Source organism: Nostocoides japonicum T1-X7 (assembly GCF_001046855.1).
Classification (GTDB): Bacteria; Actinomycetota; Actinomycetes; order Actinomycetales; family Dermatophilaceae; genus Nostocoides; species Nostocoides japonicum.
The window spans coordinates 940,604-960,356 of the sequence record NZ_HF570958.1; the positions used below are offsets into that span (position 1 = coordinate 940,604).

Below are 19,753 nucleotides of genomic sequence, written 5' to 3' on the forward strand. Positions count from 1 at the left end.
ACGTTTTCCATGTTATCTCTCAGCGGAGGAGGAGGATGCTCTCCACGGCCGAGGCCCTCGTGCGGTACTGCCGGGTCCGGGGGTTCATGCTCGCCCGGTTGCGGATGACCGGGAAGTCGTGTCGCTCGGCGGTCTCGAACCCGAGTGTGGTCGCCATCTCCCCCAGGATCTTCGCCGTGTCGTTGTGCAGGTCCTTGTAGTAGTTGTCCTGCACGACTAGCACCGCGGGTGCGCCGTCCTTCAAGACCCGTCTCAACTCGTCTAGGGAGTCCCACATGCCGGCGTAGTACTGCCGGAAGTAGTTGGTGTAGTAGCCCGCCGATGCCTTACTAGCGTGAGCGGCTACGCCGTCGAGGAAGGTGGCCGCAGTGGGCCCCCATTGCTCGGCCGCGCCACGCTTGCCGGTCATCGTCGGCGTGCCGACCATCTGGTCGCGTAGCTCCTTGAGGTCATGCTCGCCGGCGCCGAGGATGGCCAGTTCCGGCCGGGTAGCCACCCCGTAGTCGATCCGGGTGCAGTACGGCGGGGAGGTTACGACGCCACCGACGGTGTTGGCATCGAGGGCCAAATGCCGACTGTCACCGAGGCGTGCCTGAACGTCGACACCGCCGTCGAAGTTGTCCCGGTGGAGACCAGCAGCTAGCTCCGTTGCTGACGCCCGGAACTGCTTGACTATCGCCTCGCGGCTCGGGTCAAGTCGGTCCGCCTCGACAACCCGCTTCCACCACGTCGGGTTCGTGCCACCGCGAGGCGCGATGAGCACCCGCACTGTCCGGAACAGGACGGTATAGAAGAAGGCGGCCAGCGTGCTCATGCCGGAGGCTCCCTGGTACGCCGGCCGAGAGGCCAAGGCAGGGTCCACCAGAAGTCGATGGACGCTCTGCTGTAGTCCGCGAAGAGATCCCGCGGACTCGGGCGTGAACCAGAACAGTAGTGGGTCTTCATCCAGGTCGACGCTCGCCGCGTGCGAGACAACGTCTTGCCCGAGCGGGTCGATGCTTGCCCACACCCCCGCGCCGAGCAGCCTCGCCCGGGCTACCACCACGAGCGCTGGGTTTACGTCGAGACCGATCGCGGGGACGTTCTTGCTTGCCGCGACGACAGTGGTGGTGCCGGTCCCGTTCCACGGGTCTAGCACTAGTTCCGCCGAGCCGACCAGTTCACTCAACGCTTGCTCAACGAACCCAGCCGAGTAGCCCGCATAGTAGCGATACCAAGAGTCGACGGGGTCCGAAGCAGTACCAATTTTCGGGTTGATGAACTCCAACGTGCCCACTTCACATCTCCCTTCTCGTCAACGACCTCAGCCTTCGCACCGCCAGTCTTCCGTGAAGCTCCCAGACGCGCCGCGTCATCGCATCTGGGAGCGGGGGCTGGCTCCGCCATGCGTGGGTGATAGGAGGAGCTTGCGGTTGCCGAAGGTGGCGGTGACTTCGATGTTGCCGCCGAGAGCTTCGATATAGGCCTTAACGGTGGCCAGGCCGGAGCGGTCGAGGTTGCCGGCTTCGAGCCCGGAGATGGTGGGCTGGGTCAGGGCCATTCGTTCGGCGAGTTCCTTCTGCGTCACGCCCTGCTCCTCGCGGATCTCGCGGAGTCGGTAGGCGCGCCTCTCAGCCTCCATCCGGCTGACGTGCCCACCGCCGGGGCGCTTGGCGTGTACCTCGCTCCGAGAAGCGGACTTCGTGTTGCACATGTCGCTCCTCCTCGCTGGCGAGCCATCATCGAACCTGTCGTCCGCGATCGGACAACACCAACATAGGCCACAGTCGATATTGACTCAAGCCTATGTAGGGATATGGTGGCGTAGGTAAGGCAGGTTCGATGACTCGCGTGGGCTAGGGCCTGTTACGAAAGTCGTTTGAGCCAGTGGTCGATGCTGGCGATGTGGACGGTCGCGGTGTAGCCGACGGCGAGCTTGTCGTAGCGGGTGGCGAACGCGCGGTGGTGTTTGAGGTGGTTGAAGCCGCATTCGACCGCGTGTCGGTCCTGGTAGGTCTCGGCGTTGAAGGCTGGCGGGCGGCCGCCGGCCGAGCCGCGTCGGCGGCGGTGGCCGGCTTGGTCGGCCGGGACGGGGATGGTCGCGGCGATGTGGTGTTGGCGAAGCCAGGCCCGGTTGGCCGCTGAGGAGTAGGCCTTGTCGGCCAGCACCCGGTCGGGTCGTTGCCGGGGTCGTCCGGGTCCGGGCCGGGCGATGCTGATCGCCTCCAGGACGGGGATCATCTGGGGGCTGTCGCCGTCCTGGCCGGGGGTCAGGATGACGGCGAGCAGGCCGCGGTGTTGGTCGATGGCGGCGTGGGTCTTGGTGCCCCAGCCACCGCGGGAACGGCCCAGCGCGTGGTGATCTGGTTCTCCCACCACGCGTCCGACGCTGTCGCGGCGGGCGCCGGCGGCGTGGATGTGGGCGCGGGCGGTGGTGGAGTCGATCGACACCTGCCACGACAACCGGCCGGTCGCATCGGCTCGGGCCCGCAGCGTGGCCTCCAGCCGCGCCCACACGCCCAGCAGCTGCCAGCAGGCGAACAGGGTGTACACCCGCCACCACGGGCCGTACCGGTCGGGCACGTCCCGCCACGGGCACCCGGCGCGGGTGCGGCGCCGGACCCCGTCGACCAGCCCGCGCACCGGCCACGCATCGACGGTGCCGGCAGGATCGGCTCCAACAGCGCCCACTGAGCGTCGGTCAGGTCATGACGAGCTGCGGCGGATACGGTGGGCATCGAGGCCTCCGGCAGTAGTGGGTGATTCGACACCACTTCCTCTACTGCGGAGGCCTCACCTCACCCCACCGGACACGCCGAAACCCCACCAGTCACTTTCGTAACAGGTCCTAGACGTGCTGCCTCTTCCTCGTGTGCTCCCAGACCGTCGCTCTGTGAACTCCGAACCGTTCGGCGATCGACAGCACGCTCTCGCCGCCCGCCCGGGCGGTTCGAATAGCTTCTACTTCCTTGTCCGTCAGAGGGGTTCTACTACGTCTACTAGGGTTCTCGACGACATCGAAACCCTCATCGAACACGAGCGGCGACGACGCCTCAAGGGTCGGAGATCCCTGGATCCATGCGGAATCAAAGCGATCCAGCCTGCGCATGTGGTTCAAGTTGGGTGGCCTAGAGACCACCCATCGGAAGGGGCCATGCCGCTCCGCGACGGGCCTCCTTCCACTCTATGGACCCGAGTAGGCCCATCAGAGCCCTCGGCGTCGTAGATGCGGGCGCTTCTGCGTGATCTTCCGGACCGGGAGGATGGCGTATCGCTGGGCGGTCATGGGTTCGTGTCGATCCGTTGCACTGCGCGCCTCCCCGGGCACGTGCCATAGCGCGGCGGCCGCGTCGAGCGTGATCAGGAACCGGACGCACCATCCTGGCGGGGTGGGGGTGGTATGAATCTGCCCCCTCCCCGCCGGCGTCGTCCGAACGCATGCTCTCTTCATGACCTCAGCACACCGAATTGACGTTCACACCCACCTCGTTCCGCCCTTCTGGGGGGAGAGCCTGGCTTCGCACGGTGGCGATCCGTCCGGCTGGGCGCTGCCCGAGTGGAGCCCGGAGGCGCACCTCGAGTTCATGGACCAGAACGCGATCGAGACCTCGGTCTTGTCCTTGACCGCGCCGAGCGTCACCGGCTGGTCAGCGGCGGAGCGGCCTGAGATCGCCCGTCGGGTCAATGAGTACACCGCCGACCTGGTCGCGCACCACAGCACGCGATTCGGCAACTTCGCGACGGTACCGCTGCCCGATGTCGAGGCGGCGTCGGCCGAGGCCACCTACGCCCTCGACGAACTGCACGCCGACGGTGTCGTGCTGCTGTCCAACTACAACGGCGTCTACCTCGGCGAGCCTGGCCTCGCCCCACTTTGGCAGATCCTCGATGACCGATCCGCGGTGGTCTTCGTGCACCCGGCGCGCCCGCTGGCCCCGCTGCCCGGTGTGCCAGGACCACTGGTCGACTATCCGTTCGACACGACGCGCAACGCCGTGCACATGGTGTTCAACGGGGTTCTCACCCGGTACCCGAACGTCAAGATCATCTTGTCTCACGCGGGTGGTTTCGTGCCCTATTCGGCGTTGCGGTTCAGCCTGCTGCAGCCGGCGCTACAGCCCGAGGGCCCGACCGCCGACGAACTGCTGGCCCAGTTCAAGCTGTTCTACTGGGACACCGCGCTGTCCTCGGGCAAGTACGCGTTCGGTGCCTTGACCGAGTTCGCTGATCCCGAGCGGATTCTGTTCGGCAGCGACTTCCCCTACGCTTCGTCGGACGTGTCCGCGGAGTTCACTCGCATCCTCGACGAGGAGACTGGACTCACAGCCGAGCAGGCCACCGCGATCAACTCCGGGAACGCCAGGAAGCTGTTCGGTCGCTACCGGTGAGACGAGGTATGACGACGGCCTACCGCAGGAAGAGAAGCAGCCGTTGCGACGGATCGTCGAGCAGCAGCACGATCAGATCGACGACCATCTCTGTGCCGTCCGGATGACGCAACGGCACGTGCGAGAGCCCGCGAGGCTGGGCCACCCCGAACTGATGCCAGCGGTCGTGGAAGGCCGGACTCATTGTGGACAGCACCTGCAGCTGGGCCGAATACACCCGATTGTCCAAGGAATCCGTGCCGGTGGCCCGGAGGATGCCCACGACCACATCTTGCATGCTGGCGAGATCGAGAAACCGGCTCTGCATGGTCGCGTCGTCGAAGAGGAGGTATGCGAAAGTCCTCCGATCCACCGGGATCGCGGCGAAGTCGATGAACAGATCGGCGGCGGCGGCATTCCACTCCAGAACGGAGGTCTGCGGACCGACCAGAATCGCAGGCACATCGGTGAGGTGTCGCAGCAGTCTGCTCAGCGGCTCGGTAGCGACCGGTTCGGTAGGTGCTGGCGAGGCCCGCAGTCCGGCGCCGGCGAGAAGCTGACGTGCGTATCTGGCCTCGTCCTCGGTGGGACAGAGCAGCGAGATCAGCCGATCGAGCACTTCGTTGCTGGGCGGAACCCGCCCCTGCTCGATCCGGAGGTAGTACTCCCGGCTGATGAAGGTCAGATCGGCGACCTCTTCCCGGCGCAAACCGGCAACTTGCCGGCGAGCGGGCGGAAGGTCGAGTCCGACGTCCCCGGGTCGAAGCTGGTTTCTCCGAGCGCGGAGGAACGCCCCCAACTCGTGAAGCCGGGGGTTCCGATCGGCGCTCATGACGGCACCCTATGGCCCACGATCGTGGGTCGGTTGCGGCGATGCCGCCGGCTCCTTGGCGCGTGACCTGACATCAGATTCGTCCACGTGTCCACAGGTACCTCCGGTACAGCATGCGAGGTCATGGCGAGGCCGTCTGTGGGCAACCACGGTGCCCGCGTCCAGAACGGGGCCGACACGACGGCCCCGTCACTCCCTGGCCCGCACCGCGCGCGGTGGATGAAGAGGCCGCAGAACCAGGGTGTCGGCGATGCGCGAGCCATCCCGAGGTGGCGGACCACCCGGGGATCAGACGCGCGCGTCCGCTCATGGCCGCATACGACGGGTTCGCGCGGGTGTGCTCAGGCGCCGTACCCCTCGTCGGTCACGTGGTCGAGCCAGGTCACGACCTCGCCGTTCTCGTCGGCCTCCTGCATCGCGACGTGCGCCATGAACCGCTCGGCCGTGGCGCCGTGCCAGTGCTCCTCGCCGGGCTCGATGAAGACCACGTCGCCGGGCCGGATCTCCTGGACCCCGCCGCCCCGGGTCGCGACGAGTCCGATGCCGTCGGTGACGTAGAGGGTCTGACCCTTGGGGTGGTGGTGCCATGCGGTGCGGGCGCCGGGAGCGAACCGGACGTGGGCACAGCCGATCGCCGACTGCTCGTCGGGATTGCGGATGCCGTCGATCTGCACCGTTCCGGTGAACCATTCCGTGGGGCCGGCGGCTGTCCGACCGCCGCTCTTCGCGTACTTCATCGTGTGGTCTCCTCGGTTGTGCCGTTGGTCTACCGCGGTCTCGTCGATCATCCACCGCGGGGTGAGCAGCTGGCGATACCCGTCCGGTGCGGGGCACGTCGTTGAGCAGCACCGCGGTGATCGGCGGCATGATGAGCGGACCGGCGAGGCCGACGGGCAGCATGAGGAGGGTCCACAACGCCCAGCGGCGTTGTCTCCGGCACCACGGCGAGCACCCCGAGGCGCTCGACGATCCGGGGGCGAACGGGGTGGGTGCCGAGCACCTGTCAGCGCGGTGTGTGCGCGGCGCGGAGGCGGGCGGCTTGTCGTTGGCTCTTCTCGCGACCGCCGCAGGTCCGCATGCTGCACCAGCGGCGGGTGTTGCTCTTGGTGTTGTCCAGGAACAGCCAACCGCACTGGCCGTCGTCGCCGGGGCACTGCTTGATCCGCGCGAGCCGGCCGGAGGTTGCCAGGTCGACCGCCGAGCGGGCCAGGGGCCAGAGCACCCGTTCCAGCGGGCCATGTTCGGGCCAACTCCAGTCCAGCCCCGTGGGCACGGTCGCGAGACGCGCGTGGCGCAGGGCTGCCACGTAGGCGTCCTGGATCGTCGCCAGCGCGGCCGGCGGTGCCTGGCGACCGTGGGCGATATCCGCGAAGGCTTGGTAGATCGCCTCCCGCAGCCGCAGCGCGTCGCGGTGGATGGCGGCGGCACCCTCCGGGTCGGCCTCCGCGGCCCGGATCAGCCGGCGCTGCTGGAGAGGGGTCAGGAGCCCGCGGTGGACGGCCCAGGTAACCAGCTCCTGGTAGTCCGGGAGGTCGTCGTGCGGTTCCACCCCTGGCCGAGGTAGGCGCGGCCCGACGGTGTTGGCAAGGTCCAGGCAGGCCCTACCCCCGACCGATGAGGGCAGTACCTGCCGCGTTGTCGTCACCATGTCGACCTTCACGCACCTTCCGTCAAAACTACTTTAGATGGTATACCTCGTGAGGTGTTCACCAACAAACAGGGTTTAGACGGTATGCATGCTGGTTGTGACGTGCGAGCGACCGTGCGCGGCTCCAACGCGGCCGCGGGTGCCCGGGTAGCCGCCGGCTGGGGCGGTCGTGACTGGAGGCGGACGTTTGCCGGGGTCTTCGTCTCGGTGGCCTGCAACTTCACCGCTTTCGGCCTGGTCGTGCCGGTGATCCCCCGCGTGGTCACCCAGACGTTGCATGGATCCGCGTTCGTCGTCGGTGTGGTGTTCGCGACGGCTGCCGTTGTGGCGTTCGGGCTTCGCCCGTTCGGCGGGCAGCTGGCGCAGCGACTCGGTGCGCGGCGGGTCATGACCCTCGGCACGACCGTCGCCGTGGCGGCAGGCGTGGTGTACGCCCTCCCGCTGGGTGCAGTCGGACTGCTGGCCGCACGTGTGGGCATCGGTGTGGCCGAGGCGCTGCTGATGACGGCCGGGTCCGTATGGGCGGTGTCGCTGGCCCCCTCCAACCGGCGCGGGCAGGTCGTCGGCTGGTACGGACTGTCGATGTGGGGCGGTCTGACCGCGGGTCCGGTCCTCGGCGAACTGCTGTACCGGGCCGGCTCCTACACCCTCGTCTGGACAGCGGCCGCCGCGTTGCCCGCGGCCGCGCTCGTCGTGCTCTCCCGGCTGCCACGGGGCGAGCTGACCGACGCACCGGTTTCCCGCAGGCTGCTTCCGCGCGCTGCCATTCGTCCCGGCCTCGCCTTGGCGGCCGGAGGCTTCGGCTATGCATGCGTCACGAGCTTCGGCGCATTGGCCATGACCGACCGAGGCATCGCGGAAGGCTCGATCCTGCTCAGCCTGTTCAGCGCCGCCTACGTCAGCGTGCGACTGCTGGCCAGCCGCCTACCCGACCGGCTTGGTCCACGACCCATGATCCTCACCTCGGCCCTTCTCGAAGCCACCGGGCTGCTGCTGATCGCTGTCGCTCCCGTCTGGTGGATGGCGGCTCTGGGTGCCCTGCTCGGCGGTGGCGGGTTCACCTTGCTCTACCCCGCGCTCGCGCTGATCGCCATCGACACGACGCCGGAGGCCGAACGCGGCGCCGCCCTCGGCGCGATCAGCTCCTTCCTCGATCTGTCCATCGGCCTGGCAGGCCTGATCGGTGGCCTCATCGCCGGCTCGAGCTACGCAGCGGTATTCGGCCTCTCCGCCGCGCTGGCCCTGACCGGCATCGCCGGCGGCCGCCAGGCGCGTCGGTCAGTTCGCGAGGGCTCGGTACTGACGGGCGGCGAGCGGGAGGAAGACGACGGTCAGCAGCGCGGGCCAGGCGAGGGCGAGGACGATCGCGTGGTCGCCGGCCCAGTCGCCGGCGTTCCACCCCGGGTTGCCGAAGAGGTCCCGGATGGCGGTGGCGGTCGCCGAGAGGGGATTCCAGGTCGCGATGGCGTCGAGCCAGGCGGGCATGGTGTCGGGTGAGACGAACGCGCTGGAGAGGAATCCGACCGGCCAGACGAGGATCTGGACGGCGACGGCCGATTCCGGTGTCTTCAGCAGGAGTCCGAGATAGCTGCCGACCCACGTGAAGGCGAGTCGCAGCCAGAGCAGCAGGCCGATGGCCGCGAGGGTCGGGGCGACTCCCCGGTGAGGGGACCAACCGACGAGCAGGCCGGTGACGACCATGAGGGCGAGGCCGACGACGGCGTCGAGCAGGTCGGCGGCGCTTCGCCCGGCGAGCACCGCCGTCGTGGTGATCGGCAGGGAGCGGATCCGTTCGGTGACCCCCTTGGCGGTGTCGTGGGTCACCGACACGACGAGCGACTCGAGCCCGAAGAGCATCGTCATGGCGAGCATGCCGGGGACGAGGAAGTCCATGTAGTCGCCGCCGGGCAGGGCCATCGCGCCGCCGAAGAGGTACCCGAACATGAGCACCATGAGGACTGGGAAGAGGAGGCCGAGGAGGATCGAGATGGGGCGTTGCCGCCAGTGGGTCAGGACCCGGCCCGCGAGCGTGGCGGTATCGCGCAGCGTGTGTGCGCGGGGCCGCCGCGGCGAGGTCGTCGGTGCGGTGGTCGCGCTCATGCGGCAGGCTCCGTGGGCTCGTCGGCGGTCCTTGTTGCGTGACGTCCGGTGAGGCGCAGGAACACCTCGTCGAGGGTGGGCTTGCGGACGACGGTCTCGACGCGGTCCGGGCCGACGCGGGCCTTGAGCTCGTCCGGGGTCCCCTCGGCGACGATCCGGCCCGCGTCGATGAGGGCGATGTGGTCGGCCAGCCGGTCGGCCTCCTCGAGGTACTGCGTGGTGAGCAGCGCGGTCGTCCCCGTCGCGACGATCGTCGTGATCAACGCCCACACCTCGATACGGGCCCTCGGATCGAGGCCGGTCGTCGGCTCGTCGAGGAACAGGACGGGGGGCGAGAGGATGAGGCAGGCTGCCAGGTCGAGGCGGCGGCGCATACCACCGGAATAGCCGGCGACCGGCCGGTCGCCGGCCTCGGCCAGGCCGAACCGGTCGAGCAGCTCCTCGGCCCGCCGCCGGGCCACGGCGGCGGGGAGGTGGTAGAGCTTGCCGAACATGACGAGGTTCTGTCGACCGGTGAGGATCTCGTCGAGCGACGTGCTCTGGCCGACGAGTCCGATCCGGTAGCGCGCCAGTGCGGGGTCGGCGCGGACATCGCAGCCGGCGACGTGGACCCGGCCGGCGTCCGGCCGCAGCAGGGTCGTGAGGATCCGGACCGCGGTCGTCTTGCCGGCGCCGTTCGGCCCGAGCAGGCCGCATACCGAGCCCGGTCTGACCCGCAGGGTGAACCCGTCGAGGGCCACCGCGTCCCCGAAGCGCTTCTGGACGTCGACGGCCTCGATGGCCCAGTCACCCGTCGGCGTCGCGAACAAATCTCCGTATGGCATACGAAGAATTCTAGCATAATCCCGTATACCGTACGAAGCAGCGTTGGCTAGCCTTCGCTCGTGGCGACGGACGGCGACAGGGGCAGCGACGGGGACAGGCGGACGGCAGACCCTGCCCGGACGATCGCCGCGCTCTGGGGCACGCGGCCGCCACCCCGACGCGGCCCCCGCCACACGCTGACGACCGCGCAGGTCGTGGCCGCCGCGATCGCCGTCGCCGACGGCGACCAGGACCTCGACCTGCTGTCGATGCGGCGCGTCGCGGAGGCGCTCGGGGTCGGGACGATGTCGCTCTACACGTACATCGCGTCGCGCGACGAGCTTCTCGAGGTCATGCTCGACACCGTCTACGCCGAGGCGGTGGACGAGCTCGCGACCCCCGGGCGGGCCGAGGACTGGCGCGAGGGCCTGCGCCGCGTGGCGGACGTCAACTGGGACCTCGCCCTCCGCCACCCCTGGGTGCTGCAGATCTTCACCGGCCGGCCACCGCTCGGGCCCCACACCATCGCCAAGTACGAGCTCGAGCTGAGCGTCGTCGACGGCATCGGGCTGACCGACGTGGAGATGGACGCGGTGGTCACCCTCGTGCAGACCCACGTCGAGGGTCTCGCCCGCCGGCGCGTCGAGGCGGACCGGACCGTCCGGCGCACCGGGCTGACCGACGAGCAGTGGTGGTCGCTCGTCGCGCCGCCTCTCGCCGAGGTCCTCGATCCGGCGCGGTTCCCCATCGGGTCACGGGTGGGTCAGGCCGCCGGGCAGGCCCACCAGGCGGCGCACAACCCGGAGCACGCCTACCGGTTCGGCCTGGAGCGTCTCATCGCCGGCATCGACGCCCTCATCCGCAGCCGGACGACGCCGCGTCGCACACGTCGCTGAGGCGTCGACGCCTCGTGGGGAAGGCGGCCCGAGTCCTGGCTGCGACCGGTTTCCCCACAAGGGACTCGCGGCTATCGGATGCCGAAGATCCGGACGAACATCGGGGTGTCCATGAGCGTGTGCGGCGCGATCGCGTGGTATGCCCACACGTGGGTCCATGCGTTGGCGCTGCGGATCGTGATGAACGCCTTGAACATCCCGGGCCCGGTGTAGAAGAGGAGGACGAACAGCGTGGACAGCACCGCGTCGACGGGGGAGTGGAACGTCGTCCAGCCGTCGGGGAGGTGCAGCAGCGCGTAGGTGGTGCCGCCGAGGACGACGGCCGCGGGCACCGACCTGGTCAGCTTGAGGTAGCGGGGGACGAGGATGCAGGCGACGAAGACCATGGTCGGCAGGACGGTGCCGGCGAAGGACAGGACGAACGTCAGCGGTGCGCCGAGGAGCACCTGTCGCCCGGTGAGGTCGAGGATCTCGTGGTTGAGGGACAGCTGCACGGTCGACTCGATGAGCAGGACGACGGCGACGAGGAGCAGGTCGGCTCGCCGGTCGGCCGAGCGGAGGTTCAGCTGCTCGCTCGTGTAGCGGCGCCGGAACCAGACGAGCGGCACGACCGCATACGCCACGACGTTGTAGACCGCCCAGGTGACGGCCTCCGCGGGGACGACGGGCTGGCCGGTGCGCACGACCATCCCGTCGAGGTGGAAGCCGAACGCGTGGTAGCCCAGGGCCCGCCCGAGGAGGTAGCCGCCGACCATCGCGAGGACGCCGTAGCCGATCGTCGCCGCCGTCTCCCGGGCCGCGACGGCGCGGCTCGGCACACGGGCCGCGATGTCGGGGACGCGGCGGCGCCGGGTGAGCAGGTGAACGACACCCATGAGGGCGAACACCTCGAGGAACATGGCGTCGGTCTGTGCGACGACCCCCGCGGTCGGCGGGTCCGCGAGCGTCGAGGCGTGGAAGGGCAGGTGCCCGCCACCGAAGGCGAGGAGCGCGAGGTTGACGAGCGCCCAGCCGGCCACCGCGAGCCAGATGCTGCGGTGGCGCAGCACGGGACGCCACCGGTCGGCGAGACGGGGCGGACGCGTGGCGATCGGGGTCTCGGTCATGATGGTCACCATACGGCTGCATGGTGCATCTGTATAGTGCAATTGTATGGTGCGATCGTATAGCATCGGTGACCATGGAGACGAAGGACGGCGCGACGCCGGCCGTCAAGCAGCGCGTCATCGACGCCGTCCTCGCGATCACCGCCTCGCGCGGGCTCGACCAGGCCACCATGCGCGAGGTCGCCAAGGAGGCCGGCGTGTCCGTCGGCAGCGTCCAGTACTACTGCCGCACGCGCGACGACATGCTCGTCATCGCCTGCCGGCACGTCATGGACCGGATCGTCGCCCGCGGTGAGGCGCTGCCGCGCACCGGACCCGTGGGCTCGGTCGTCCGGGCGTATGCCCAGGAGTTCCTTCCCCTCGACGAGGTCCGTGCCGACGAGCAGCGGGTCTACCTCGCCTTCGTCGCCCGCGCCGCCGTCGTGCCGGACCTGGCCCGGCTCCAGCACGAGTTCACCGCACGGCTGCGCGCGGCGTGCGCGGAGGCGTTCCGCCTCGCCCAGGAGCGCGGCGAGACGCACACGGCGTTCGACGCCGACGTCGCGGCGAGCGCCACCGTGGCGATGCTCGACGGGCTCCTCGTCCACCTCCTGAGCGACCCGGAGGGTATGCCGGGCCCGCTCGCCATCGCGATCCTCGACGAGCACCTCGCCCGCTTCGTCGACATCGGAATCCCGGTGTGACCAGCGCCCCTCGACCTCGGCCCGTGCTCAGGACGTCGGGCCGGGTCACGCGAGGCCGGCGTGGTGGGCGAGGATCGCCGCCTGGACGCGGTTGCGCACGCCGAGCCGGGTGAAGATGTCCCTGAGGTAGCCCTTGACGGTGCCCTCGACGAGGAAGAGCTCCGCGGCGATCTCGGCGTTCGAACGGCCGCGGGCGAGCAAGGTCAGGACGTCGCGCTCCCTCGGCGTGAGGTTGGCCACGGCCCGCGAGGCGTCTTGCATGGGCGTCGTCGAGGTCGTACGGAGAACCTCGATGAGGTGGGCGGCGACGGCGGGCGAGAGCGTCGCGCCGCCGGCTGCGGCGGCCTTGACGCCGCGGATGAGGTCGTACGGGTCGCCGGACTTGACGAGGAATCCGTTGACACCGAGGCGCACGGCGCGCGCGATGTAGTCGTCGTCGCCGAAGGTCGTGACGATGAGCACGGCCTGCCGCGGTCGGGCACTCCGGATCTGCTCGACGGCCGCGAGCCCGTCGAGCTCGGGCATCCGGATGTCCATGAGGACGACGTCGGGACGCTCGGAGAGGGTGAGCGTCACGGCCTGTCGGCCGGTCGCGGCGACGGCGGGGACCACCTCGATCTCGGGGTCGGACTCGAGGATGGCTCGGAAGCCGGCGCGGATCGCGAGCTCGTCGTCGGCGAGAAGGACGCGGATCACAGCCACGACTGCTTCCGGAGGTCGGTCAGCCGCACGACGACGCCCTCGTCGGAGCACACCTCGAAGACGGCGAGGCCGAGGGGGAAGTTGCCGTCGGTGTAGTACGCGCACGACCAGTCGGGGTCGTGCGCGTGCGTCGGAACGAGGCGGACGGGTGCCTGGCGGGGCGGCAGCAGCCGCTCAGCGGTGGGGGCGGGTATGCCGACCCGCAGCCTGGCGAAGACGCTGTCCTCCACGACGTCGTCATGGGTCGACCAGGCGTAGAAGCCGATGAGCACGAGAACGGCGACCGTGGTGGGGACGAGGGCGGACGCGACGGTTCGCCGCAGCGGCGAGCGACGTCGGGTCCCGACGTCCGCCGGGGTCGACGTTGGGTGTCGCGGGATCCGCGCCGCCACGACGAACTCGCCATCCTCGACCATGTGGTCGAGTCGCCCGCCGGACAGGGCGAGCCGGCGGCCCAGCGCGTCGAGACCGGTCGCGGACGTGCTCGTCCGCGACCGCTGGATCTGGTCGGAGGGCATCGGGTTGCGCACCTCGACGGCGACGACGTCGGGGTCGGTGCGGTAGGCGATGGTGACCGGCCGGCCGGGCGCGTGGGTGAGGGCGTTGGTCAGCGTCTCGCGGAGCACCTGGTGCAGCCCGTGCTCGACGGTCGTCGGAAGCCGTGGGGGTCTACGTCCGGTCTGCGAGATCGACACGCCGGATGCGGTGAGCCGGTCGATCATCGCGTCGATGCTCTCGGAGGTGGCGTCCTCGCGGGCGGACTCGAGCGCACGGTGGAGCTGTTCGACGGCCTTGGCGACGTCGCGGCGGATGTCGGCGGCCTGCTCCTGCACGGCTCCGGTCGTGCGGACCTGGAGGTTGCCGGCCTTGAGGGCGATGAGGCTCAGCTCGTGGCCGAGCGCGTCGTGGAGCTCGTCGGCGAGCCGGCTGCGGTCGGCCAGGATCGCATTCGTCGCGATCGCCTGCTCGTAGTCATGCCGGAACCCGCGGTAGCGGATGACGAGGAGCCCGAGCCAGACGAGGACGACGAGCACGAGCTGGAGAGCGACGAACAGGACCGTGGCCCGTGTCGCGGCCCACCAGCCGAGCATGGCCACCTCCAGCACCACGCACGCGACCGCATACACCGCGACGGTCGACGCACGCGGCGGCAACCGGATCATGCCCTCCACACTAGGCATCTCTCTGCGCGCCGCAGCCGTCATGCGTCACGACGTGCGAGCTGCACGGAGGCGATCGCATAGGTCGCGGCGGCCCACGCCGTCACGACGAGCAGGCCGACGAGGGAGGGATAGTCGGCGTCGCTCGCGACGATGAACCGTGCGGCGCCGCCCGCCGGCGTCCACACACTGACCGATGACGGCAGGGCGAGCATCCCGACGAGGAGGACGACGCCGACGCAGAGGGTGCCGACGGAGTGGCGGAGGATGGCACCGATCGCGACGAGCAGGACGACGGCCGCGGCGAACACCGCCCCCACGCGCAGCATCGTGACGACGGGCGTCTCGGCGAGCGGCGCCGCGTGACCGGCGAGGGCGAGAGTCGCTGCGGCGAGACCGAGCCCGGCGGTGGCGCAACCGCTGAGGAAGCCGACGACGACGCCGACGACGGTCTTGCCGGCGAGGACGACGGCTCGCCGGGGCTGTGCCTGGAAGGTGGAGCGGATGCTGCCGCTGGAGTACTCGGCGGTGATGAGCACCATGGCGAAGGCCGCGAGCGTCAGCAGACCGAACTGCACGGCGGGGCCCAACGCGTCGATGGCCCGCATCGTCGCCTGCGCCGGGCGGTCCCCGGTCCCGATGTCGTGGACGAAGTCGTTGCCCAGCGACGCCGCCGTGACGAGGACGAGGACGACCGTCCCGACGAGGCACAGCAGCGGGGAGAGGAGGGAGAACGTCTTGCCCCACTCGGCACGAAGCGCCCGCATCATCGGCTCGCGCCTTCAGGCCCGCCCGACGCCGATGGCGCGTCGGCTCTGCGGAACTCGAAGGCGTCCTCCACGAGACGGAGGTATCCCTCCTCGAGGGTCGCCGGGGTCACGGACAGCGAGTGCACTCGCATCCCCTCGTCGAAGGCGGCGTCGCCGATGCGCGCGGGTGTGCCGCCCGTGATCTCGAGCTCTCCGGGCGACGTCTCCGCCACGGACATCCCGGCCCGGTCGAGGGCCCGGGTCAGCCCGGGGGCCGCGGCGACGTCGGGCGTCCGCAGGACCACGACGTCGGAGACCGAGGAGACCAGCTCGTCGGTGCTGCAGTCGGCGAGGAGGCGTCCCTTCCCCATGACGATCACCCGGTCGACCGTCTGGTGCATCTCCGCCATGAGGTGACTGGAGACGAGAACGGTACGACCCTCCGACGCGAATTCCTTCAGCAGCAACCGGATCCAGCGGACACCGTCGGTGTCGAGCCCGTTCATCGGCTCGTCGAGCACGAGCACCGCGGGGTCCCCGAGAAGGGCTGCGGCGATCCCCAAGCGCTGCCCCATCCCCAGGGAGAAGCTGCCGGCACGGCGTCGGGCCACCGATTCGAGCCCGACCAGCTCGATCACCTCGTCGACCCGGCGCGACGGGATCCCCGCATACCGGGCCAGCGCGAGCAGGTGCGCCCGTGCGCTCCGTCGAGGGTGGTAGGACCGGGCGTCCAGGTGCGCGCCCACCGTCTGCAACGGGCGAGGCAGTCGGGCATACGGGATACCGTCGATCGTCACCCGTCCGCGTGTCGGACGGTCGAGTCCCAGGAGGAGCCGCATCGCCGTCGACTTGCCCGCGCCGTTGGGTCCGAGCAGTCCCGTCACATGCCCGCTGCGGACCTGGACCGTCACGGCGTCCAGCGCCGTCGTCGCGCCGTAGTGCTTGGTCACCGCGTCGAAACAGATCATCGCTCCATGGTGAGCAGGCGCGTCGCCCGCCACCACTGCCGAAAGGAAGGGACCTCGCCGTCCTCGGCGGAGGCCCGGGTGGCCGGTTCGACGGTATGCCGCGGGAGTCCGCGACCGACGAGCAGGAGCGCCAGGGTCGCCGCGATGCCGCCGAGGCCGAAGCGGGCGCAGCCGAGGACGGCGTACCTTCGGCAACACCGTCCGGTGGACAGACGGGAACTCTGGGCGCGTCGTCGGGCATAAGGAGGTGTGAGGGCATCGATGGACGTCGACTCCGACGCAGTGCTATGGGCGCGATCCCAGGGCGGGCTGGCGTCGGCATTCGGCGAGCTGTTCCGCCGCCACTCCTCGGCCGTGTACAACCACGCGTTCCGGCGGACAGCCTCGTGGGAACGGGCCGAGGACGTGGTGTCCATCGTGTTCCTCGAAGCGTGGCGAGCGCGAGGCAAGGTCGTCCTCGATGCTGACGGGTCGCTGCTTCCGTGGCTCCTCGGCATCGCGAACAACGTTCTGCGGCATGAGTATCGAGCCCGGGAAGCAGGAGGTCATCGCGTTGTGTGTCTGGGCGGAACTCACCTATGAGCAGGCAGCTGTTGCGATGAACGTCCCGGTCGGGACTGTCCGGTCCAGGCTGTCGCGCGCGCGAGCCAAGCTGCGCGCGAGGGTCGCGGCACCGACGCGCCCGATCTCGATGGCGAGACGAGACATGAGACGTCTGGACCTCCCACCGACCCGCTCGTTCGCCGGCCCTCGAGCAGAGGCGATCGAACACCTCTTGTATGAGGTCGTCGCCTCGAGGGCGCGGCCTCGGCGCAGTCGTCGTCGGATGGTGGCTGCGATCGCCGGGGTCGGTCTGGCGGGTGCGGGCGTCGCGGTCGCTCGGACCGTGCTGGCTCCGGCTGCTGATGACTCGCTGGTGCGGTGTCACTCCACGGTGCAGGTCGGGCGGGGTGACGACTTCGCCGGCACGTCGGTCGCTTCGGCGGTGCCCGGGGGTGGACCCGTTCCGATGGATCACGCTGTGGAAGCGTGCCGTGACCTCTGGCAGCAGGGCCTGCGTCGGGGATCGGATCGCGTGGGTTCCCCCGGCGCCGGTGGTAGCCGAACCGTGCCGCCGCTGGTCGGCTGTGTGGACACCGACGGGGTCGCCGCCGTGTTCCCCGGCGACCCGGGACTGTGCCCGACTCTCGGGCTCCGCTCGCTGCGAACGGGGGGCTGAACGGCGGGTCCCTCGGCCCGGCGGCGTCGGGCCGGTTGCCCATGCTTGTGGGGAAGGTGGTTGTCGTCCTGACGCCCGCCAGTCTCCCCACAAGCGTTGCTGCCCGCCATCGAGGACACGGCGGCCTCACCCGTGCGGCGTGACCTCCGGCATACCGGCATACCGGCTGACCGGCTGACCGGCTAACCGGACACGGTCCTGCGGAGCACGACCGCCTCCCATGACCGCAACGCGACCCGGTCGCCGTCCGTGGCGACGGGCGACGTGTAGTTGCCGATGACGAGTGAGGCGTCGCTCCACCCAGGACCCACCTCGGCGACCTGGGGATCGCTGCTGAAGCTGCCGAGCACGAGCAGCTGCTCGTCGCCCAGGGTGCGCGTGAACGCGTAGACGTGCGGGTCGTCGGGCAGGAGGAGGTGGAAGTCGCCGCGCTGCACGACGGGGTCCTCGTGGCGCAGGGCGACCAGCCGCCGATAGAGGTGGAACACCGAGTCGGGGTCGGCTCGCTCCGCGGCGGCATTGATCGTGTCGTGGTTGGGGTTCACCGCGATCCACGGCCGCCCCGTGGTGAACCCGGCCTGGGCGGTGTCGTCCCACTGGACCGGCGTGCGGGCGTTGTCGCGGCTGCCCGCCGCCAGGCAGCCGAGCAGCTGCTCCTCGCTGAGCCGGTCGCGCTCGGCATCCGCCCACCGCAGGGATTCGATGTCGCGGTACTCCTCGAGGGAGGTGAAGTGGGCGTTGGTCATGCCGAGCTCTTCGCCCTGGTAGATGTACGGCGTGCCGCGGTGCAGGTGGAGGACGATGGCGAGCATCGTCGCCGACTCACGCCGGTATGCGACGTCGTCCCCGTAGCGGGACACGATCCGCGGCTGGTCGTGGTTGTCCCAGTAGAGGGCGTTCCAGCCGGCCTCCGCCAGACCGGCCTGCCAGCGGCCGAGGGTCGCCTTGAGGTCCCGCAGGTCGAGGGGGTGCACGTCGAACCGCCCACCCGGGCCGTGGTCGAGGGAGACGTGCTCGAAGGTGAACACCATGTCGAGCTCGTGGCGGGCGGGGTCGGTGAGGAGGCGGCCGTGCTCGACGGTCGTGCCGGGGGTCTCGCCGACGCCGCGCCGGCCGTCGAACACCTCGCGGTGCATCTCCTGGAGGAACTCGTGCAACCGGGGGCCGTTCGCCGCCGCGACACCCGGTTGCCCGTACCGGCCGTCCTCGGCGGGCACGTCGGGCAGGGAGCCGTCCGGGCCGACGGTCTTGGAGATGAGGTTGATGACGTCCATCCGGAACCCGTCGACGCCCCGGTCCAGCCACCACCGCATCATCCGGTAGACGGCCCGGCGCACCTCGGGGTTCTCCCAGTTGAGGTCGGGCTGCTTCCGGCTGAACAGATGGAGGTAGTACTCACCGGTGGCCTCGTCGTGGTCCCAGGCGGGGCCGGAGAAGAACGAGCCCCAGTTCGTCGGCTCGGCCCCCGGCGTGCCCGGCTCCATGCCCTCCCGCGCCGGCCGCCACCAGTACCAGTCCCGCTTCGGGTTGTCGGTCGAGGACTGCGACTCGACGAACCAGGGGTGCTCGTCGCTCGTGTGGTTGACGACGAGGTCCATGACGAGCTTCAGCCCCCGCTCGTGGAGCGCCTCGAGGAGCCGGTCGAGGTCCTCGAGCGTGCCGAACGCGGGGTCGATGTCCTCGTAGTCGCTGATGTCGTAGCCGTTGTCGTCCTGCGGGCTGCGGTAGATCGGCGACAACCAGAGGACGTCCACACCGAGCTCGACGAGGTGGTCCACGCGCTGGAGGATGCCGGGCAGGTCACCGATGCCGTCGCCGTTCGTGTCCTGGAACGACCGCGGATAGATCTGGTAGACGACGGCGCGCGTCCACCACGGCTCGTCGGCGGGCTCGAGCTCGTCGGGCACAGGGTTCACGGGACTCCTTGGTCTTGAGGAGGTATGCGGCCACTCCGGATATGCCGGTCTCTCGCGACCCGCGGTGGCCGGGTTCCGGGGGACCGGTCGAGGCCCACTCCACCACATGCAGCCCCCGCGTGGGAGGCCCCGATCGGTACCCGACCCAGACGGTGGCGATCCAGGTCGTGGAGGAACGGCCACCCATGCGCGCCACGGAGGAGCATCGGAGCCGGCACGAGACGACGGAGTGCGCCGGCCACACGGGGTCGGCGTCGTCGAGGAGCCACCCGACGAAGTCGCCCGCTCCGCGGCGATGTCGGGCGCGGATCGCAATACCTCGACTCCCAGAGCCTCCGTCGGGTCGAGGTGTGTGGTGCTGTTCTGGTGGGGTCTGGATACCTCGATTCCAGGGGCCTCGGTCGGGTCGAGGTGCACAGACACCCGTCCTGGTTGGAAGCGATCGTCGGGAGGGGTCGGCCGCGGAGAGCGGAGCCGAATCAGCCGTGGAGGGCGGGCCGCCGCGACACGGTCGGCCGTTCCCGGGTACCACGCCGGACGGCTCGGCGCGTCGGCCAGGGCGCTAGGCAGCTCGCTGAGGAAGGTGCTCTGGCGGTCTGCCACCCGATCGGGGCCTGTGCACCA

The 19,753-nt window shown here is 69.8% G+C and carries 19 protein-coding genes and 1 pseudogene; 6 read left to right on the top strand and 14 right to left on the bottom strand.

The genetic code is table 11. From position 1 onward, the window contains the following. Positions 1 to 19 precede the first annotated feature (19 nt). The 3 genes from BN12_RS04270 to BN12_RS04280 form a co-directional block, all read right to left on the bottom strand. Complete coding sequence (locus BN12_RS04270; RefSeq protein WP_157635339.1) at positions 20 to 1,267, bottom strand: hypothetical protein; 1,248 nt, start codon at positions 1,265 to 1,267, stop codon at positions 20 to 22. Positions 1,268 to 1,351: 84 nt separating this feature from the next. Next, on the bottom strand, positions 1,352 to 1,693 hold the full coding sequence (locus BN12_RS04275) for a helix-turn-helix domain-containing protein (protein WP_048550345.1): 342 nt from the start codon (positions 1,691 to 1,693) through the stop codon (positions 1,352 to 1,354). Positions 1,694 to 1,845: 152 nt separating this feature from the next. Beyond that, positions 1,846 to 2,670, bottom strand: a complete 825-nt coding sequence (locus BN12_RS04280) for an IS5 family transposase (RefSeq protein WP_083454404.1) — start codon at positions 2,668 to 2,670, stop codon at positions 1,846 to 1,848. A gap of 758 nt (positions 2,671 to 3,428) precedes the next feature. Between BN12_RS04280 and BN12_RS04285 the strand changes: the two genes are divergently transcribed. After that, a complete protein-coding gene (locus tag BN12_RS04285; RefSeq protein WP_048550347.1) occupies positions 3,429 to 4,367 on the top strand; it encodes an amidohydrolase family protein in 939 nt (312 codons plus the stop codon). Positions 4,368 to 4,386: 19 nt separating this feature from the next. Here the strand turns inward: BN12_RS04285 and BN12_RS04290 are convergent, their stop codons facing one another. The 3 genes from BN12_RS04290 to BN12_RS25730 form a co-directional block, all read right to left on the bottom strand. After that, on the bottom strand, positions 4,387 to 5,178 hold the full coding sequence (locus BN12_RS04290) for a helix-turn-helix transcriptional regulator (RefSeq protein WP_048550348.1): 792 nt from the start codon (positions 5,176 to 5,178) through the stop codon (positions 4,387 to 4,389). Positions 5,179 to 5,519: 341 nt separating this feature from the next. Next, on the bottom strand, positions 5,520 to 5,915 hold the full coding sequence (locus BN12_RS04295) for a (R)-mandelonitrile lyase (protein WP_048550350.1): 396 nt from the start codon (positions 5,913 to 5,915) through the stop codon (positions 5,520 to 5,522). A gap of 266 nt (positions 5,916 to 6,181) precedes the next feature. Next, complete coding sequence (locus BN12_RS25730; RefSeq protein ID WP_200901143.1) at positions 6,182 to 6,826, bottom strand: CGNR zinc finger domain-containing protein; 645 nt, start codon at positions 6,824 to 6,826, stop codon at positions 6,182 to 6,184. Between the two features lie 84 nt (positions 6,827 to 6,910). On the opposite strand from BN12_RS25730, the pseudogene BN12_RS23645 reads away from it, so the two are divergent. Beyond that, positions 6,911 to 8,068: pseudogene (locus tag BN12_RS23645) on the top strand (MFS transporter); the annotation flags it as partial. A 36-nt stretch (positions 8,069 to 8,104) separates the two neighbouring features. On the opposite strand, the gene BN12_RS25995 reads toward BN12_RS23645, so the two are convergent. Together BN12_RS25995 and BN12_RS04310 are read right to left on the bottom strand one after the other, a co-directional pair. After that, positions 8,105 to 8,926: an ABC transporter permease gene (locus BN12_RS25995; RefSeq protein WP_048550355.1), complete on the bottom strand. Its 822-nt coding sequence runs from the start codon at positions 8,924 to 8,926 to the stop codon at positions 8,105 to 8,107. Continuing rightward, complete coding sequence (locus BN12_RS04310) at positions 8,923 to 9,750, bottom strand: ABC transporter ATP-binding protein (protein ID WP_048550356.1); 828 nt, start codon at positions 9,748 to 9,750, stop codon at positions 8,923 to 8,925. The genes BN12_RS25995 and BN12_RS04310 overlap by 4 nt, the downstream gene beginning before the upstream one ends. Positions 9,751 to 9,810: 60 nt before the next feature. On the opposite strand from BN12_RS04310, the gene BN12_RS04315 reads away from it, so the two are divergent. Next, entirely contained in the window at positions 9,811 to 10,626 is an 816-nt protein-coding gene (locus BN12_RS04315) for a TetR/AcrR family transcriptional regulator C-terminal domain-containing protein (RefSeq protein ID WP_048550358.1), read from the top strand. Positions 10,627 to 10,697: 71 nt separating this feature from the next. On the opposite strand, the gene BN12_RS04320 is transcribed toward BN12_RS04315, so the two are convergent. Beyond that, entirely contained in the window at positions 10,698 to 11,732 is a 1,035-nt protein-coding gene (locus BN12_RS04320) for a hypothetical protein (protein ID WP_083454407.1), read from the bottom strand. A gap of 74 nt (positions 11,733 to 11,806) precedes the next feature. Here BN12_RS04320 and BN12_RS04325 point away from each other — a divergent pair, with 74 nt between their 5' ends. Next, positions 11,807 to 12,415: a TetR/AcrR family transcriptional regulator gene (locus tag BN12_RS04325; RefSeq protein ID WP_048550360.1), complete on the top strand. Its 609-nt coding sequence runs from the start codon at positions 11,807 to 11,809 to the stop codon at positions 12,413 to 12,415. 45 nt (positions 12,416 to 12,460) lie between these two features. Here BN12_RS04325 and BN12_RS04330 read toward each other — a convergent pair whose 3' ends face one another. From BN12_RS04330 to BN12_RS04345, 4 genes are read right to left on the bottom strand one after another with little or no spacing between them, the layout of a single operon-like run. Beyond that, a complete protein-coding gene (locus BN12_RS04330) occupies positions 12,461 to 13,117 on the bottom strand; it encodes a response regulator transcription factor (protein ID WP_327152638.1) in 657 nt (218 codons plus the stop codon). Continuing rightward, a complete protein-coding gene (locus BN12_RS04335; protein WP_048550363.1) occupies positions 13,108 to 14,280 on the bottom strand; it encodes a sensor histidine kinase in 1,173 nt (390 codons plus the stop codon). Before BN12_RS04335 ends, BN12_RS04330 begins: the two co-directional genes overlap by 10 nt. A 38-nt stretch (positions 14,281 to 14,318) precedes the next feature. Next, a complete protein-coding gene (locus BN12_RS04340; RefSeq protein WP_157635341.1) occupies positions 14,319 to 15,047 on the bottom strand; it encodes a hypothetical protein in 729 nt (242 codons plus the stop codon). Beyond that, positions 15,044 to 15,994, bottom strand: a complete 951-nt coding sequence (locus BN12_RS04345) for an ATP-binding cassette domain-containing protein (protein WP_048550367.1) — start codon at positions 15,992 to 15,994, stop codon at positions 15,044 to 15,046. The genes BN12_RS04340 and BN12_RS04345 overlap by 4 nt, the downstream gene beginning before the upstream one ends. A 261-nt stretch (positions 15,995 to 16,255) precedes the next feature. On the opposite strand from BN12_RS04345, the gene BN12_RS26000 reads away from it, so the two are divergent. Both BN12_RS26000 and BN12_RS04355 read left to right on the top strand, forming a co-directional pair. Further along, on the top strand, positions 16,256 to 16,576 hold the full coding sequence (locus tag BN12_RS26000) for an RNA polymerase sigma factor (protein WP_235432297.1): 321 nt from the start codon (positions 16,256 to 16,258) through the stop codon (positions 16,574 to 16,576). Further along, on the top strand, positions 16,512 to 17,213 hold the full coding sequence (locus BN12_RS04355; RefSeq protein ID WP_048550371.1) for an RNA polymerase sigma factor: 702 nt from the start codon (positions 16,512 to 16,514) through the stop codon (positions 17,211 to 17,213). The genes BN12_RS26000 and BN12_RS04355 overlap by 65 nt, the downstream gene beginning before the upstream one ends. 182 nt (positions 17,214 to 17,395) lie before the next feature. Here BN12_RS04355 and BN12_RS04360 read toward each other — a convergent pair whose 3' ends face one another. Next, complete coding sequence (locus BN12_RS04360; RefSeq protein WP_048550373.1) at positions 17,396 to 19,120, bottom strand: glycoside hydrolase family 13 protein; 1,725 nt, start codon at positions 19,118 to 19,120, stop codon at positions 17,396 to 17,398. Positions 19,121 to 19,753: the final 633 nt, after the last annotated feature.